Origin of the sequence: Aurantiacibacter arachoides, assembly GCF_009827335.1 — a bacterium.
In the GTDB taxonomy this organism is placed as follows: Bacteria; Pseudomonadota; Alphaproteobacteria; order Sphingomonadales; family Sphingomonadaceae; genus Alteraurantiacibacter; species Alteraurantiacibacter arachoides.
Genome location: NZ_WTYH01000001.1, coordinates 139,590 through 153,866, shown reverse-complemented (window position 1 = coordinate 153,866; position 14,277 = coordinate 139,590). Strand labels below are relative to the sequence as shown.

Below are 14,277 nucleotides of genomic sequence, written 5' to 3'. Positions count from 1 at the left end.
CCAGCCACTCCGCTCGACACTTGGTTGAAGCTAGGTGTCATTCAAACCTCGCTGGATCCCGGGGCAGCGTGGGTGACGTCGACCAAGATGAGCGCCAGCGAAGAAGAGAGAGCAATCGCCGAGATCCGGGGATATTTCGCCGCGTTTCGACAGGAGCAACAGCCGCCGGACATCATCTTATTGCCGGAGCTCGCCGTTCCAACGGGGTTTGAAAAGACCTTGCGCGCAATGGCGAATGGCTTGGAGTCGGTAGTGATCGCCGGTCTCGACTATCGAAACGGTGTTCTGCCCGGACATGTGCATAACGAAGCGTTGCTGATCGTCCCCAAGCGATGGCGAGGCAAAGCGATGGGCTCACACACCGTGACGCGACGTATCGGTAAGACCTATCCGGCGCCGCAAGAGAACAACCAGTTGAAGTTGATTGGTTGCCACTTCCAACCGGACCCCTCCGTCTGGCTGTTTGACGGTGATGAGATAGGTACCTTCGGCGTGATGGTCTGTTACGACTTTCTCGATCTGGAGCGGATCGCGATGTACCGCGGCAAGGTCCAACACCTTTTCATTCTCGCGCTCAACAAGGACGCCACCTCATTTCGCCACGTCGCCGAAGCCGTTTCGCGCATGGTCTTCTGCAATGTCGTTATCTGCAATTGCGGACATTTCGGCGGGTCGCTTGCCGTGTCGCCTTACCGGTTATCTGAGCGTCGTGAGATTTATCATCATGCTGGGCCGAAGCTTGCCACTGGCCAGATTATCGAATTGCCGGTCGCTACGCTGGATCAGCATCAGCGGGGCAGGACCCCGCTGAAGGATAAGGTTCCTGAGTACAAGAGTTTGCCTCCAGGCTACGATCTGTCGGTGGTCCTGCTCGATCAACTAGCCAAGCTCAACTGATGAACCTGCTCGATCGCCTTCGCGCCACGTTTTCAGCTAGCGGCGCGACACCCGCAGCGACGCCAGAGCTCGAGGAGCTTGCGGCAGCCCTCGAACAACATACTCAGTTTCGCGTGTTGCGGGCGCTCGACGAGCGTGGTCACGTCGAAGTGTTGCGCACAGCACAAGTGGGGGAGCGAGTCGGGGTCGTGATCGACACCGAGACCACCGGCTTTGACGCTAGTGAAGACCAAATTATCGAGATTGCCATGCAGCGGTTCCTGTTCACAGCTGCCGGGGAAATCAGGCAAATCGAGCGCGTCCAGTCCTGGCTCGAAGATCCCGGTCGGTCGCTCCCGACACGTATTGCCCAACTTACACGATTAAGCGATGCGGCACTCTCTGGTCAGCGTTTTGACGACGCGGCAATCAGGCGTGCGTTGGCAAATGCCGATCTCGTCATTGCCCACAACGCTGGCTTCGATCGCCCCTTTCTCGACCAACGATTTCCAGACCTGACTTACCGCGCATGGGCTTGCAGTCTGTCTCAACTCGATTGGCTTGAGCTAGGGTTTGATGGTCGCGCGCTTGGTCACCTCGTGCTGCAAAATGGTAGATTTTTCGACGGCCACCGAGCGGCGAATGATGTCGTCGCGCTGACCAGCCTTTTGTGCACAGCCGTCGGGAACGGGCGACCTATCCTGGCCCATTTATTGTCACGCTGCATGTCGGAGAGCATTCGAATATCCGCTATAGGGGCGCCGTTTGAAGCAAAGGACCTCCTCAAGCGGCGCGGCTATCGTTGGGACGCTGCAAAGCGACATTGGTGGCGGGAGCTTGATACCGATAACTCGGCCGAGGAGCGAGCCTGGCTTGACGAGACTATCTATCGCGGCCGGGGAGCTCCTCGGGTTGACCCGATCCATCCCAGAGACCGCTTCGCGAGCACGCCATGAGAACGAGTCCTGGATATCCAAGTTGGATACTTCCTCTCCGGCGGTTCGCTCGACGCGCCTCAAGTTGCTGAAATGCTCGGGAATGGAAGACAAATTAGCGCCCGAACCTACGCGAGCTCCCAATGTTGGTGGCAGCTTCTGCTAATTCTTGCCCAACAGCCGCCAGTCGGCTGACGGCCCATTAGCGGCCGCGAAAAACTGATGGTAAGGTCATTCCGATCAAGTCTTTTTGCTCATGGGGCCGAAATGGGGGTCTGAGAAAACACTATGTCAATCTTCTTTGGAAATATCATGCAGATGTGCTGATGTGCTGATCTTTTGAATCCTGTAGGCGGTGCGGATGGGAACACTCCCTTCAAGCCAGAGAGCGACCACTCTTCGCTCATGAAAATTGGAAGCAGCGTAGCAAACGGCCCAAAAGCGTTCTTTGTCGTAGGATGTCGCTATGACTTAGAGCTAGCGGATAACGCTTTGTCTCGCTGCCGTTGGATCGTCTCGACCTTCAATGCATCCAAATGATCCGACCACCATTGCGACATCTTCACACGCTCTTCCCAATGCTGGCCCCTGTGATAGGTGCCCCTCACCGAACTGGTATTGTCGTGAGCCAATGCCTTCTCGATAGCATCGGGGCTCCACAATCCAGATTCATTCAGCAGGGTGCTAGCCATGGCCCGAAACCCATGCGCTGTCATTTCGGAGCCAGAATAACCAATCCGCCTCAAAGCGGCATTGATCGTATTTTCCGACATCGGGCGAGCCCCTGTGTGCAGAGACGAAAACACATACTTCTGATGCGAGCTTAACGCATGTGTTCGATTGAGAATGTCGAGTGCTTGGTGCGAGAGTGGCACCGCGTGCGGGCGACGCATCTTCATTTTGTCCGCTGGAATGGTCCAGATCGCGGTATCCAAATTGAACTCACTCCACTCTGCTTTTCGAAGTTCGCCGGGACGCACAAACACATGGGGCGTCAACTGCAGTGCTAGCTGGGTCAGAGGGTACCCATCGAACTTTTCAATCGACGCGAGCAAATGACCCACGGCGGCTGGATCAACGATCGCGCTATGGTGCTTGACCTTCGGAGCAATCAGCGCGCCTCTCAACAACGCGGTCGGGTCCGACGTCGCACGTGAGGTTGCGACTGCGTAGCGGAATATGCGGCTCGCCAAGGAGCGCATGCGACGGGCAGTTTCATGGTGCCCTTTAGCCTCCACTACCTGCAGCGCCTTGAGTATCTCAGCGGGTGAGAGATCAGCAATGGGCCGTGCGCCGATAGCAGGTGCAAACAATGATAGAAGCCAACGGGATTTGTTGATCGTAATTGCTTGGCGGCCTTCTCGCGACGCCTTGTCGAGGTATTCCTTCCCAACCGCTTCGAACGAATTGGCCGCACTCAACTCAGCCATGAGCGCTTTCTGTTTTTTCTCCTCGCCAGGATCGATACCCATCGCAAGCTTCGTCCGAGCTTCATCACGTCTGGCGCGCGCCTCCTTCAGCGACACATCTGGGTAGCGGCCTAGGCCAAGCTTCTTTTCCTTGTTGTTGAAGCGGTATTTGAAACGCCATAGTTTGCCACCAGACGGCTGCAGAAGCAGAAACAGGCCTTTCTCATCCGACTTTTTGATCGGCTTGACGCCGGGGGTCAGAGATCGAATCACGATATCGGTCAGTGCCATTGATTGGGGGCCACTTTTAACGAGGTTTGCCGTGGCCCCCACTCTGGCCCCCAAAGCATCGCGAAAAGTGGCGAACTTGGGCGAACCTCGGCGGAAGCCTAGACCCAGTTTTTGGCAGATTTCTGCGGTTTTTACAACCTTTCGCGAACGCCTGCGAACAGGTAGCTGGTGCCCAGAAGAGGACTCGAACCTCCACGCCCTTGCGAGCGCCGCCACCTGAAGACGGTGCGTCTACCAATTCCGCCATCTGGGCACCGGAGCGCGTCGGTCTTCGAAGTCCGACTGCGAGGTAGGGGCGCGCGACTAGGACAGGCTTGGCGCCGAGTCAACGCGGCTTATGTGCAGGACAGCGAATTCTTCGTCTGCCCAGCGGCGCATCGAGGGGCGATGCGGCATTGCCGGGGGGCCGCGTGCTGTGCCAAGGGCGGGTCCATGTTCTTCCCCGTGAATCGCCAAGGACCGCGCCGATGACCAAGCCCTCCCCCCTCGCCGACAAGCTGGTTGTCCTCATCGGCGGCAGCGGTTTCATCGGATCGCACGTGGCGCAGGAACTGCTCGAGCGCGGGGCGCGGGTGCGCATTGCCGCGCGGGAGCCGGAAAAGGCATTTCGGCTGAAGCCGCTCGCCAACCTGGGGCAGCTGCAGTTCGCCCGCTGCAATGTCAGGGACCGCCACAGCCTGGCTGCCTGCGTGACCGGAGCGGATGCGGTGATCTACCTGGTCGGCACCTTTGGCGCGGACCAGCGGGCGTTGCAGGCGACAGGCGCGGGCGCGGCGGCGCAGGCGGCATACGACACCGGGGCGCAGGGCTTCGTCTACCTCTCGGCAATCGGCGCCGATGCGGCGAAGGAAACCGGGTATTACCGCACCAAGGGTGAAGGCGAGGCGCTGGTGCGGCAGGCTTTTCCGCGCGCGACGATCCTCCGCCCCTCGGCCGTGTTCGGAGAAGAGGACGGCTTTGTGCCGATGTTTGCCGATCTTGTTTCCAAGTTGCCGGTGCTGCCCGTGTTCGGCGCGCAATCGCAATTGCAACCGGTGTGGGTCGACGATCTGGCGACGGGGATCGTCAACGCGCTGGAAGACCCGGGCGCGCATGGCGGCAAGACCTACGAAGCCGCCGGCCCCGAGGCGCTCAGCATGATGCAGATCAACACCATGATCGGCGAGGCGCAGGGCCGCAAGCGCAGCTTCTTCGCCATGCCCGATGCCCTCGCGAAACTGGTCGCGGCCATGCCGATGACGCCCATCAACGGGGACCAGTATGCCATGCTGGAAGAGGGCAGCACGGCCACTCCGGGGATGCCGCAGATCGACGCGCTGGGCGTCACCCCGCGCCCCTTGTCGCTGTTCCTCGACAAGTGGATGGTACGATACCGCAAGCACGGGCGTTTCAGCGACAAGCGGACCGCCTGATCGCGGGAATCTCCGCGCGTTGGCAACAAGCCCGTCGCCACGACAATGTTTGACTTTGCCCACCTCTGCCTGCGAAGGCAGGCGGCATCCATCCGACTCCAGCAGGAATGCCCATGACCAAGAACGTTCTCGAAAAGCTGCAGGACACCAATCCCGACTGCGAGATTTGGTGGGACAGCTCGCCGCTCGTGTTTCCCAGCTGGCAGGAGGAAACGCTCGCCGCCGCGCCGGCAGGCAAGCGGGCCGAATGGGAAGCGCAGCTCGCCCGGTTCTACGATCCGGCGAACCCGGCGCAGATGGGCTTTCGCGGTGTTACCACCAACCCGCCCCTCAGCCTGCAGGCAGTGCAGCTCGATCCGCAGGGGTGGACGCAGCTGGTCAGGGACGTCGCCGCGTCCGACCGTTCGCTCGATGTCGAGGGCGTGTACTGGAAAATGTACCTCGAACTGGTGAAGCGCGGAGCCGACGCCATCCGCCCGCTGTGGGAGGCGTCGGGTTACCGCTACGGCATGTTGTCCGGCCAGGTCGATCCGCGCTTCGTGACCGACGGCGAGGCCATGCTGGAGCAGGGCCTGTCGATCGCCGCCATGGGCGACAACGTGATGGTCAAGCTGCCCGGCTCCAAGGAAGGGTACGAGGTGCTGGAGGAACTGACCGCGCGCGGCATCGCCACCAACAACACCACCAGCTTTGCCGTCGCCCAGTACCAGCGGTGCCGCGCCGCGGTGAGCGCCGGCCTGTTGCGCGCCGAGGCGGCGGGGGTTGACCTGTCGAAGTGGCGCAGCGTCATCACCCACATGTCGAGCCGGTTGGGCGAGAAGGGCGACTGGAAGACCGAGGCGAAGCTGCGCGGCATCGAGCTGACGCTGGACGAGATCCGCGACGGCGAGGAAGCCGTGCTCAAGCGCGCCTACTGGCAGGGCAAGAACACCGGCCACCCGTCAAAGATGCTGCAATGTTCGATGCGCGTGGAAAAGGATGCAGCCGGGAACACCGTCAGCCGCCACATCCAGGACTTTGCCGGCAGCGACATGGTCTACACCTGCCCCCCCAGCTACATCCGCCAGCTGATGGAGGTCGAGGACGAGCTTGCCCCGTTCGACCCCGAGGCGATTGCGCGCGAGCCGAACCCGGCCAGTGTCGAGAAGCTGATGAAGCTGCCCAGCTTCCGCCAGGCCTATGAATTCGAAGGCATGAAGCCGCACGAGTTCGCCCAGTTCGGCAGCTTCCAGGCGACCGCCACCGAATTCGCCACCGCGACGCGTGCGACTGTCGATTTCGTGCGCAGCGTGATGGAAGGCTAACTGCGTTCGATCCAGCCGCGCGTGCCGTAGTACCGGCAGCTTTCGGCAGCGACGACGGACGCTTCCTGCAATGCGCGCTGCGGCGAACGTCCGTGCGCGAGGAAGTGGCAGGTGGCGCCGTGAAACACATCGCCCGCGCCCAGCGTGTCGATCGCCTCGATCCTGGGCGGGTCGATGTGACCGGCTTCGCCGCCCCGCTCTCGCCATGTAATCGGGCCCGGTCCGCGGGTGATCGCGGCAAATGCCGGGCCGAGCGCCATGACGGCTGCGAGTACGTCCGTCTCGCCTGTGCCGGCAACGGAGAAACGTTCCGAGACAACGGCATGGTCGACGTGGGCGATAAGATCGCCGGTCCACGGCTTCCACGATCCGCCGTCGAGCACCACCGGAATGCCGCGCGCCTGCGCCGTCTGCGCCAGCGGTACCGCCAGTTCCGGCAGGAACCCGTCGCAGTAGAGAACGCCGACCCCGTCGAGCACGTCTGCCGCCGCTACCGCGCGCGTCGCCCGTTGGGGCGGTTGCTGGTCGATCACGGTGCGCGATCCCCGGCCGGGCACCACGACGATGCTGGAGACCGGCAGCACCTCATGGTCCGGGTTGGCGAAGTCCGCGAACGGTACGGCGAAACGCGCCAGCTCGCCCCGCACCGCATCGGCGAAGTGCCCTGCGCCCAGCAGGGTCAGCAACCGCACCTCGCTCCCCAGCGCGCGGGCCGTGACCGCGCCGTTCAGCGCCGATCCGCCCGCGCCCGACCAGAAGTGCCGGGCCGAAATCTTGCCGTCTTCCGCCGGGAACGCCTCGCAGGCGTAGCCGAGGTCGAAGGTGGCGCGGCCGACGCAAAGGATTGTCATGTCAGCCCCATCCGCCCACAATGCCGCATCATGCAGACCGTCATCGAATTTCTCGTCAACTTCATGGTCGCGCTTACCGGCGCGCTCGGCGTGGCGACGGTGTGGGTGGGCGGCATGGTCTTTCTGGGCGGTTGCGGCGTGCTTGGCAGCCACTGGTGCTGGCGCCTGTGGCGGCGGCGGATAAAGGACAAGCTTCGCTGAGGGTCACCCCTCGCCGCCGCGCTCCGCCAGCCAGGCATCGCGCAGCTTGAACTTCTGGATCTTGCCTGATCCGGTCAGCGGCCATTCGCTCACCTGCTGCCAGTGCGCCGGGCATTTCTGCGCCGCGATTTCAGAACGGACGTGGCCGCGCAACACCTCGGGGTCGTAGCTCTCGCCCTCGGCCACGCGGATCCAGGCCGCCACAGCCTCGCCCAACACGGGATCGGGCACGCCCACCACGGCGCATTCGGCCACTGACGGATGCTCGAGCAGCACGTTCTCGATCTCGGCGGGGAACAGGTTCTCGCCGCCGCGGATGATCATGTCGCGCACGCGGCCGGTGATTTTGACGTAACCCTGATCGTCCATCGTGCCGAGATCGCCGGTGCATAGCCAGCCATCGGGCGTCATTACCTCCGCCGTTGCCTCCGGATTCTCGTGATAGCCGAGCATGGTCGAGGCCGAGCGGGAGCGGATTTCGCCTACGGTATCCACGGACATTATCTCGCCGGTCGCCGGATCGACGATGGCGACCTCGCAGCCCGCCGCGGGCTGGCCGATGGTGGTGGTAATGCGCTCCACGCTGTCCGACGGGCGGCCGGTGGTGATGAGCGGCGAGCTTTCGGTCTGGCCGTAGGCGACCAGTGCCTGTGCGCCCAGCACCGCCTCCACGTTGCGCGCCAGTTCGGGCGCGACCATGGCGCCGCCCATGCCGATGCGCTTGAGCGAGGACAGGTCGCGGGGTTTCGCCTTTTGCGCGGCCACCATGGCCACCGCCATCGTCGGCACGCAGATCGTCCAGGTCACCCTCTCCCGCTCGATCAGGTCCAGCGCGGCGTTGGGATCGAAGGCAGGCAGCGGGCAATAGGCCGTGGCGCTCTGCAAGGCGCCCAGCACGCCCATCGAACAGCCCATGGTGTGGAACAGCGGGGTGAGGCCCAGCGTCACCTGCCGCTCCCCCATCTCACCCACCGCGATGAACAGCCGCGCATTGTTGGTGAGGTTGCGGTGCGAGAGGACCACGCCCTTGGGAAAGCCGGTGGTGCCGCTGGTATACTGGATCTGCGCGGGATCATTCGTGCCCACATCGGGCAGCGTGCCGGAGGGATCGGTGAACAGCGCCGCGTGGTCCTGCATGTCCACGACTTCGCGCAGGGTATCGATGCCGTCCGCCACGTTTCCGGCGATATCGGCCATCGGGTTACCGCGAAATTCGCCCACGATGAACAGCCCGGCGCTGCCCGACTGGCGCAGAACGTAGTCGAGCTCGCGCCGCTGGTAGGCCGGATTGACCGTCACCAGCACCAGGCCAGCGAGCGCGCAGGCATGTTCGAGCAGCACCCATTCGGGGATGTTCGGCCCCCATGCGGCGATCCGCTCGAGGGGATGGAAGCGCGTGGCGAGACCCCTGGCCAGCCGCTCGGCATCGGCGAACATTTGCGCATAGGTCCAGCGGCGACCGCTGGTGCCATCCGCCAGCCCCTCGATCAGCGCGGGCGCATCGCCATTCGTCCGCGCCTGTTCGCGCAGCAGGCCGCCGATGGTGGTGTCGAGCACCTCGGCATCGGCAAACCAGTCGCAATGGGCCTTTTCCAGCCGTCGCTCGGTCATCGCTCACTCCCGTCCGCGATCCTCCTCAAAGCCGGGAGAATCTGTCAGTCGGACCAGTATAACCGGTTCGGGTTCGCGACCAAGAGCTTGTGCTGCAATTCGTCCGTGGCGGCGATGCGCGGGATCATGTCGACCACGTGGCCGTCATCGGGGATCTCGGTTTCCATGTTGGGATGCGGCCAGTCGGTGCCCCACACGCAGCGATCGGGATAGTCGGCCACCAGCGGGGCGACGGCGGCGGCGAAGTTGTCCCACGGATCGCCCATGCCGCCTTCCTTGATGGCGTCCAGCCGGTCCGGGCAGGTGGGCTTGAACCACACGTCCTCACGCGAATCGAGCAGGGCGCGAAAGGCGCGCATATCCGGCCCGTCCGGCCCCTGGCGCACATCCGGACGGCCCATGTGATCCACCACCACGGGCACCGGCAGGGCATCGATGAAGGGGCGCAGTTCGGCAAGGATGTCGGCCTCGAAATAGATTACCACGTGCCAGCCCTGCGGCAGCCGCCCGGCGAGTTCGAGGAACCTGTCCTTTGGCGCATTGTCGACGAGGCGCTTGAGGAAATTGAAGCGCACGCCGCGCATCCCGCCCTCGTGCAGCGCCTGCAAGTCGGCTTCTGAAATGGCGGGGTCGACCACCGCGACCCCCCGCGCCTTGCCGTCCGACTGCGCGATTGCGTCCAGCGTGGCCGAGTTGTCCGTGCCGTGGCAGCTCGCCTGCACGATCACGTTCTTCGCAAAGCCGAGATGGTCGCGCAGGGCAAACAGCTTGTCCGGCCCGGCATCCTCGGGAAGATACTTGGCCTTGGCGCTGAACGGGTGCAGCGCCATCGGCCCGAACACGTGGCAATGCGCGTCCACTGCGCCCGGCGGCGGGGTGTAGCGCGGCTTGCTGGGGTTGGTGTGCCAAGAGGTGATGCGGTCAGCCATAGATCGTGCCATCCATCAGTTTGCGGGCCGTGCGCAGCAGTGCCGCGCTGACGACCGTGCCCGCCTCGTCCACCTTGAGCACGCAGGTCGTCTCGCCGCTCGGATGCTCGATGCTGAGCGTCTTTTCCGCTCCCTCGGGCACCTCGGCCACTGCGGCGGCGGGCGAACCTTCGACAAGCGCGGCGGTCGCCGCCGTCACCGCGCCGAGCACGCCGATGGAGGCGTGGGCGCGGTGGGGGATGAAGACCCGCGTGGTCAGCGCGCCGCCGTTCCTCGGCGGGGCGACGAGCGTCATCTTGGGCACCGACTTTTCGGTCACATCGCCGAGATTCATCAGCGGCCCGGCTTTCAGGCGGATTGCCTCGATCTTCTTGCGAATGGGAGCAAAGGCGTCGCTCTCCAGCTCCTCGCGGCTTTCATAGCCGGTCGCCCCCACAGCCTCGGCGGCGAAAACCACGCAGGGCATTCCGTTGTCGATCAGCGTGCAGGCGACGCCCTCGATCGTGTCAGACGGATTGCCGGTGGGCAGCAGCGCGCCGCAGCTCGATCCGGCGGTATCGCGAAATTCGAGGCTCACGGGCGCGTGGCTGCCGGGCACCCCGTCGATGCGCGCTTCGCCTGCATAGGTGACCTGGCCGCCGGGCGTCTCCACCGTGGCGACCGCGATCTGCCCGGTATTCTCCATGTAGATGGTGACCTCGGTGCGATCGCCGGTCGCCGCGACCAGGCCGCGTTCGATGGCGAAGGGGCCGATGCCGGCGAGGATGTTGCCGCAGTTCTGCGCGTCCGACACGGTCGCCTGGTCGACGAAAACCTGCAGGAACAGGTAGTCCACATCGACGCCCTCACGCTCCGACTTGCGCACCACGGCCACCTTGCTGGTCAGCGGATCGGCGCCGCCCATGCCATCGATCTGGCGCGGATCGGGGCTGCCCATCACGGCGAGCAGGAAGGCATCGCGCGCGGCGGTATCGGCGGGCAGGTCGGACGCCAGGAAGTAGCCGCCCTTCGACGTGCCGCCGCGCATCCACATGACCGGGGAAGAGGTCACACCCATTTCAGACCCATGTCGGTGAGCTTCTGGCGGAAGCCGTACATGTCGAGACCAAGCTCGCCGTTGGCCAGCCGCTGGCGCTTGTCTTCCTCGTTGGCCTCGCGCGCCTGCGCCTTCTTCAGCACAATCTCCGCATCCTCGCGCCGCACGACGCAGACCCCGTCGTCGTCGGCCACGATCACGTCGCCCGCGCGGATGAAGGCGCTGGCGCACACGACGTCCACGTTCACGCTGCCAAGGCTCGCCTTGATTGTGCCTTGCGCGAACACGCGCTTGGCCCAGACGGGGAAGTCCATCTCGGTCAGGTCGCGCACGTCGCGAATGCCGGCGTCGATGATCAGGCCGCGCACGCCCCGTGCCTGGGCACTGGTGGCAAGGAGGTCGCCGAAGTAACCGTCCTCGCACGGGCTTGTCGGCGCGATCACCAGAACGTCGCCCTCCTGGCATTGCTCGATCGCGGCGTGGACCATGTAGTTGTCGCCGGGCGGCACGCTGACCGTGATGGCCGTCGCACCGATGCGCGCGCCGGGATAGATGGGCCGCATGTAGCTGGCGAGCAGGCCCGTGCGGCCCTGCGCCTCGTGCACGGTGGCGACGCCGCACCGGCCGAGCGCGGTGACCACCTCGGCATCGGCGCGCTGGATGTTCTGGACGACGACGCCCATCGGCAATTCTCCTCTACCACGACGCCCCCGCGTGGACCCGTGCCGAAGGCAAGGTCAAGCATGGGTTTGGCAAGGGCGACCAACTTGTAAGCACTACTTACAATTGGTAGAAGCTTTCGTCGAGAGGCAGCCGGATGATGGATTCGCAACATTTCTGCCCGCAGGTGGCGCTGATCGGCTTTGGCGAGGCGAGTGAATGCTTCGCCCGCGGTGCCGGATGGCAAGGCCGTGCCCGCGGCTGGGACCTGCTCGCGTCCCGCCGCGCGGTGATGGCCCAGTGCCGCGTCGAGGCAGGCAACGATGCCGCCGCCGCGCTCGCCGGGGCCGAGGTTGTGCTGAGCCTTGTGACCGCAGACCAGGCGCTGGCCGCCGCGCGGGACTACGCCGCCCTGCTGCCGCCGGGCGCGCTGTGGCTGGACATGAATTCCGTCGCTCCGGCTACCAAGCGCCAGGCAGCCGAAGCGGTCACGGCGGCGGGCGGGCGCTATGTCGATGTCGCGGTGATGGCGCCGGTCGGCCGGGGGCTGACGGTGCCCCTGCTGGTTTCCGGCCCTGATGCCGACACCGCCGCCGCCACGCTCGCGCTGCTCGGGTTCGACAATGTGCGCGTGGTCGGCAACGCGGTCGGCCGGGCGAGCGCGATCAAGCTGTGCCGCTCGGTGATGGTGAAAGGGCTGGAGGCGCTGAGCGCCGAATGCGCCGCCGCTGCCGAGGCGGAAGGCGTGCTGGCCGAAGTCACCGCCTCGCTCGACGCCAGCGAAACCGCGATGCCGTGGATCGACCGCATCGCCTACAACCGCGAGCGCATGGCCACGCATGGCTTGCGCCGGGCCGCCGAAATGGACGAGGCCTGCGCGATGCTGGCAAGCCTTGGCGTGGACCCGGTGATGAGCCGGGGCACGGCCCTGTCGCAGCGCGCCGCCGCCACGAAGGAGCTTGCATGAGCCTGATTATCGACTGCCACGGCCACTACACGGTGCTTCCCAAGGGGCACGACGCCTGGCGTGAACAACAGAAGGCGGCCTACAAGGCGGGGGAGCCCGCCCCGCCCTATCCCGCCATTTCCGACGACGAAATCCGCCAGACGATCGAGGACAACCAGCTCAAGCTGGTGCAGGAACGCGGCGCCGATCTGACCATCTTTTCCCCCCGCGCCAGCGCCATGGCCCCGCACGTGGGCGACCAGGCGGTGGCGAGCGCATGGGCGAGGGCTTGCAACGACCTGATCTACCGCGTCACCCAGCTGTTCCCCGACACCTTCGTCGGCGGCTGCATGTTGCCGCAAAGCCCGAAGTCCGACCTTGCCGAAAGCGTCAAGGAACTGCGCCGCTGCGTGGAAGAGCTCAACTTCGTCGTCTGCAACCTCAACCCCGATCCGGGCGGCGGGCACTTCACCCATCCCCCGCTGACGGACGAATACTGGTTCCCCATCTACGAGGCGATGTGCGAACTGCAGGTGCCCGCGATGATCCACGTGTCGGGCAGCTGCAACCCGGCCATGCACGCGACGGGCGGCTATTACCTGGCGGCAGACACGGTGGCCTTCATGCAGCTGCTGGAGGGCGACCTGTTCAGCCGCTTCCCCGATCTCAAGCTGATCATCCCCCACGGCGGCGGGGCGGTGCCCTATCACTGGGGGCGCTATCGCGGCCTTGCCGACATGCTGAAGCAGCCGGACATCGAGCAGCACCTGATGAACAACGTGTTCTTCGACACCTGCGTCTACCACCAGCCCGGCATCGACCTTCTGGCTGACGTCATCGCCAACAAGAACATCCTGTTCGGCAGCGAGATGGTGGGCGCGGTGCGCGGGATCGATCCGCAGACCGGCCACTATTTCGACGACACCAAGCGCTATGTCGACGCGCTCGATATTTCCGCCGAGGAGCGGCACATGATCTTCGAGGGCAATGCCCGCCGGGTCTATCCCCGCCTCGACGCGATCCTGAAGGACCGCGGGCTGTGAGCGAAACGCCCGTCATCGCCCGCGGCCTCGCCCACTGCGCCAAGCCCGAACGGTATATCCAGCAGCTCGTCAGCCACTGGGGCCACAAGTATGCCACCAGTTACGATGAGGGCGCCGAGGGTTCGGGGGGCATGGGGGCCTTTCCCTTCTCCGACCTCGAGAACGCCGTGATGACCGCCCGCCCGGAAGGCATCGCCATCACCCTCACCACGCCCGATGGGACACGCAGCCAGCACATGCGCGGCGTCATCGAGCGGCACATCGACCGCTTCGCCTTTCGCGAAGCCCCGCTGACCTACGAATGGAGCGAGCAATGACAGAACCAAAGAAGGAGCGGATCGACATCCACGCCTACCTGGCGGAGATGGAGGACATCCCCGGCACCCGCGTGTTCACCGCCCAGCGCGCGCGCAAGGGCTATCACCTCAACCAGTTCGCCATGAGCCTGATGAAGGCCGAGAACCGCGAACGCTTCCTGGCCGACGAAGACGCCTACATGGCGGAGTGGAAGCTGACCGACGCGGCGAAAAAGGCAATCCGGGCGCGCGATTACAACGGCATGATCGACGAGGGCGGCAACATCTACTTCCTCGCCAAGCTGTTCAGCACCGACAAGAAGAGCTTCCAGTTCGCCGCCGGATCGATGACCGGCATGAGCCAGGAAGACTACGCCGACATGATGCTGAAGGGCGGCCGCTCCGTCCACGGCCAGCGATCGCACCGCGAAAACCAGTCGGCCGCCTCCGCCGCCGACCAGACGAAAGGCAACTGAC

At 64.5% G+C, this 14,277-nt stretch carries 15 protein-coding genes and 1 tRNA gene; 9 read left to right on the top strand and 7 right to left on the bottom strand.

What is annotated here, in order from left to right; genetic code table 11:
* Positions 1-87: 87 nt before the first annotated feature.
* Both GRI62_RS00815 and GRI62_RS00810 read left to right on the top strand, forming a co-directional pair.
* Positions 88-897, top strand: coding sequence for a carbon-nitrogen hydrolase family protein (locus GRI62_RS00815; RefSeq protein ID WP_160731771.1), 810 nt, complete (start codon positions 88-90; stop codon positions 895-897).
* Positions 897-1,832 (top strand): 3'-5' exonuclease, encoded by a 936-nt coding sequence (locus GRI62_RS00810; protein ID WP_131451533.1) that lies wholly within the window; start codon positions 897-899, stop codon positions 1,830-1,832. The genes GRI62_RS00815 and GRI62_RS00810 overlap by 1 nt, the downstream gene beginning before the upstream one ends.
* A 443-nt stretch (positions 1,833-2,275) precedes the next feature.
* Here the strand turns inward: GRI62_RS00810 and GRI62_RS00805 are convergent, their stop codons facing one another.
* A complete protein-coding gene (locus GRI62_RS00805) occupies positions 2,276-3,511 on the bottom strand; it encodes a tyrosine-type recombinase/integrase (protein ID WP_131451532.1) in 1,236 nt (411 codons plus the stop codon).
* Between the two features lie 166 nt (positions 3,512-3,677).
* Positions 3,678-3,764: transfer RNA gene (locus GRI62_RS00800), tRNA-Leu, on the bottom strand.
* Positions 3,765-3,978: 214 nt separating this feature from the next.
* Here GRI62_RS00800 and GRI62_RS00795 point away from each other — a divergent pair.
* Both GRI62_RS00795 and GRI62_RS00790 read left to right on the top strand, forming a co-directional pair.
* Entirely contained in the window at positions 3,979-4,923 is a 945-nt protein-coding gene (locus GRI62_RS00795; RefSeq protein ID WP_131451531.1) for a complex I NDUFA9 subunit family protein, read from the top strand.
* Positions 4,924-5,036: 113 nt separating this feature from the next.
* Positions 5,037-6,227, top strand: a complete 1,191-nt coding sequence (locus GRI62_RS00790) for a transaldolase family protein (protein ID WP_160731770.1) — start codon at positions 5,037-5,039, stop codon at positions 6,225-6,227.
* Here the strand turns inward: GRI62_RS00790 and GRI62_RS00785 are convergent.
* Positions 6,224-7,078, bottom strand: a complete 855-nt coding sequence (locus GRI62_RS00785; protein WP_131451529.1) for a PfkB family carbohydrate kinase — start codon at positions 7,076-7,078, stop codon at positions 6,224-6,226. The two genes, GRI62_RS00790 and GRI62_RS00785, sit on opposite strands and share 4 nt — an antisense overlap.
* 30 nt (positions 7,079-7,108) lie before the next feature.
* Here GRI62_RS00785 and GRI62_RS00780 point away from each other — a divergent pair, with 30 nt between their 5' ends.
* A complete protein-coding gene (locus GRI62_RS00780; RefSeq protein ID WP_160731769.1) occupies positions 7,109-7,279 on the top strand; it encodes a hypothetical protein in 171 nt (56 codons plus the stop codon).
* A gap of 3 nt (positions 7,280-7,282) precedes the next feature.
* Here GRI62_RS00780 and GRI62_RS00775 read toward each other — a convergent pair whose 3' ends face one another.
* From GRI62_RS00775 to GRI62_RS00760, 4 genes are read right to left on the bottom strand one after another with little or no spacing between them, the layout of a single operon-like run.
* A complete protein-coding gene (locus GRI62_RS00775) occupies positions 7,283-8,890 on the bottom strand; it encodes an AMP-binding protein (RefSeq protein WP_131451528.1) in 1,608 nt (535 codons plus the stop codon).
* Between the two features lie 44 nt (positions 8,891-8,934).
* A complete protein-coding gene (locus GRI62_RS00770) occupies positions 8,935-9,819 on the bottom strand; it encodes an amidohydrolase family protein (protein WP_131451527.1) in 885 nt (294 codons plus the stop codon).
* Positions 9,812-10,876 (bottom strand): 4-oxalomesaconate tautomerase, encoded by a 1,065-nt coding sequence (locus GRI62_RS00765; protein WP_234027327.1) that lies wholly within the window; start codon positions 10,874-10,876, stop codon positions 9,812-9,814. The genes GRI62_RS00770 and GRI62_RS00765 overlap by 8 nt, the downstream gene beginning before the upstream one ends.
* The gene (locus tag GRI62_RS00760; protein ID WP_131451526.1) at positions 10,867-11,538 is read right to left on the bottom strand and encodes a 4-carboxy-4-hydroxy-2-oxoadipate aldolase/oxaloacetate decarboxylase; all 672 of its coding nucleotides are present in this window, start codon (positions 11,536-11,538) and stop codon (positions 10,867-10,869) included. The genes GRI62_RS00765 and GRI62_RS00760 overlap by 10 nt, the downstream gene beginning before the upstream one ends.
* Before the next feature lie 134 nt (positions 11,539-11,672).
* On the opposite strand from GRI62_RS00760, the gene GRI62_RS00755 reads away from it, so the two are divergent.
* The 4 genes from GRI62_RS00755 to ligA are packed head-to-tail and all read left to right on the top strand — an operon-like array spanning position 11,673 to position 14,276.
* Positions 11,673-12,482: a DUF1932 domain-containing protein gene (locus GRI62_RS00755; RefSeq protein ID WP_234027326.1), complete on the top strand. Its 810-nt coding sequence runs from the start codon at positions 11,673-11,675 to the stop codon at positions 12,480-12,482.
* Positions 12,479-13,504: an amidohydrolase family protein gene (locus GRI62_RS00750; RefSeq protein ID WP_131451525.1), complete on the top strand. Its 1,026-nt coding sequence runs from the start codon at positions 12,479-12,481 to the stop codon at positions 13,502-13,504. The genes GRI62_RS00755 and GRI62_RS00750 overlap by 4 nt, the downstream gene beginning before the upstream one ends.
* On the top strand, positions 13,501-13,821 hold the full coding sequence (locus GRI62_RS00745; protein WP_234032805.1) for a DUF2218 domain-containing protein: 321 nt from the start codon (positions 13,501-13,503) through the stop codon (positions 13,819-13,821). The genes GRI62_RS00750 and GRI62_RS00745 overlap by 4 nt, the downstream gene beginning before the upstream one ends.
* A complete protein-coding gene (gene ligA, locus GRI62_RS00740) occupies positions 13,818-14,276 on the top strand; it encodes a protocatechuate 4,5-dioxygenase subunit alpha (RefSeq protein ID WP_131451524.1) in 459 nt (152 codons plus the stop codon). The genes GRI62_RS00745 and ligA overlap by 4 nt, the downstream gene beginning before the upstream one ends.
* The last annotated feature ends 1 nt before the right edge of the window (position 14,277 follow it).

What these genes read in the sequence shown, in the direction of transcription:
- GRI62_RS00815 (WP_160731771.1), top strand. Translation starts at nt 88, where the DNA reads ATGAGCGCCAGCGAAGAAGAGAGAGCAATCGCCGAGATCCGGGGATAT.
- GRI62_RS00810 (WP_131451533.1), top strand. Translation starts at nt 897, where the DNA reads ATGAACCTGCTCGATCGCCTTCGCGCCACGTTTTCAGCTAGCGGCGCG.
- GRI62_RS00805 (WP_131451532.1), bottom strand. Translation starts at nt 3,511, where the DNA reads ATGGCACTGACCGATATCGTGATTCGATCTCTGACCCCCGGCGTCAAG.
- GRI62_RS00795 (WP_131451531.1), top strand. Translation starts at nt 3,979, where the DNA reads ATGACCAAGCCCTCCCCCCTCGCCGACAAGCTGGTTGTCCTCATCGGC.
- GRI62_RS00790 (WP_160731770.1), top strand. Translation starts at nt 5,037, where the DNA reads ATGACCAAGAACGTTCTCGAAAAGCTGCAGGACACCAATCCCGACTGC.
- GRI62_RS00785 (WP_131451529.1), bottom strand. Translation starts at nt 7,078, where the DNA reads ATGACAATCCTTTGCGTCGGCCGCGCCACCTTCGACCTCGGCTACGCC.
- GRI62_RS00780 (WP_160731769.1), top strand. Translation starts at nt 7,109, where the DNA reads ATGCAGACCGTCATCGAATTTCTCGTCAACTTCATGGTCGCGCTTACC.
- GRI62_RS00775 (WP_131451528.1), bottom strand. Translation starts at nt 8,890, where the DNA reads ATGACCGAGCGACGGCTGGAAAAGGCCCATTGCGACTGGTTTGCCGAT.
- GRI62_RS00770 (WP_131451527.1), bottom strand. Translation starts at nt 9,819, where the DNA reads ATGGCTGACCGCATCACCTCTTGGCACACCAACCCCAGCAAGCCGCGC.
- GRI62_RS00765 (WP_234027327.1), bottom strand. Translation starts at nt 10,876, where the DNA reads ATGGGTGTGACCTCTTCCCCGGTCATGTGGATGCGCGGCGGCACGTCG.
- GRI62_RS00760 (WP_131451526.1), bottom strand. Translation starts at nt 11,538, where the DNA reads ATGGGCGTCGTCGTCCAGAACATCCAGCGCGCCGATGCCGAGGTGGTC.
- GRI62_RS00755 (WP_234027326.1), top strand. Translation starts at nt 11,673, where the DNA reads ATGATGGATTCGCAACATTTCTGCCCGCAGGTGGCGCTGATCGGCTTT.
- GRI62_RS00750 (WP_131451525.1), top strand. Translation starts at nt 12,479, where the DNA reads ATGAGCCTGATTATCGACTGCCACGGCCACTACACGGTGCTTCCCAAG.
- ligA (WP_131451524.1), top strand. Translation starts at nt 13,818, where the DNA reads ATGACAGAACCAAAGAAGGAGCGGATCGACATCCACGCCTACCTGGCG.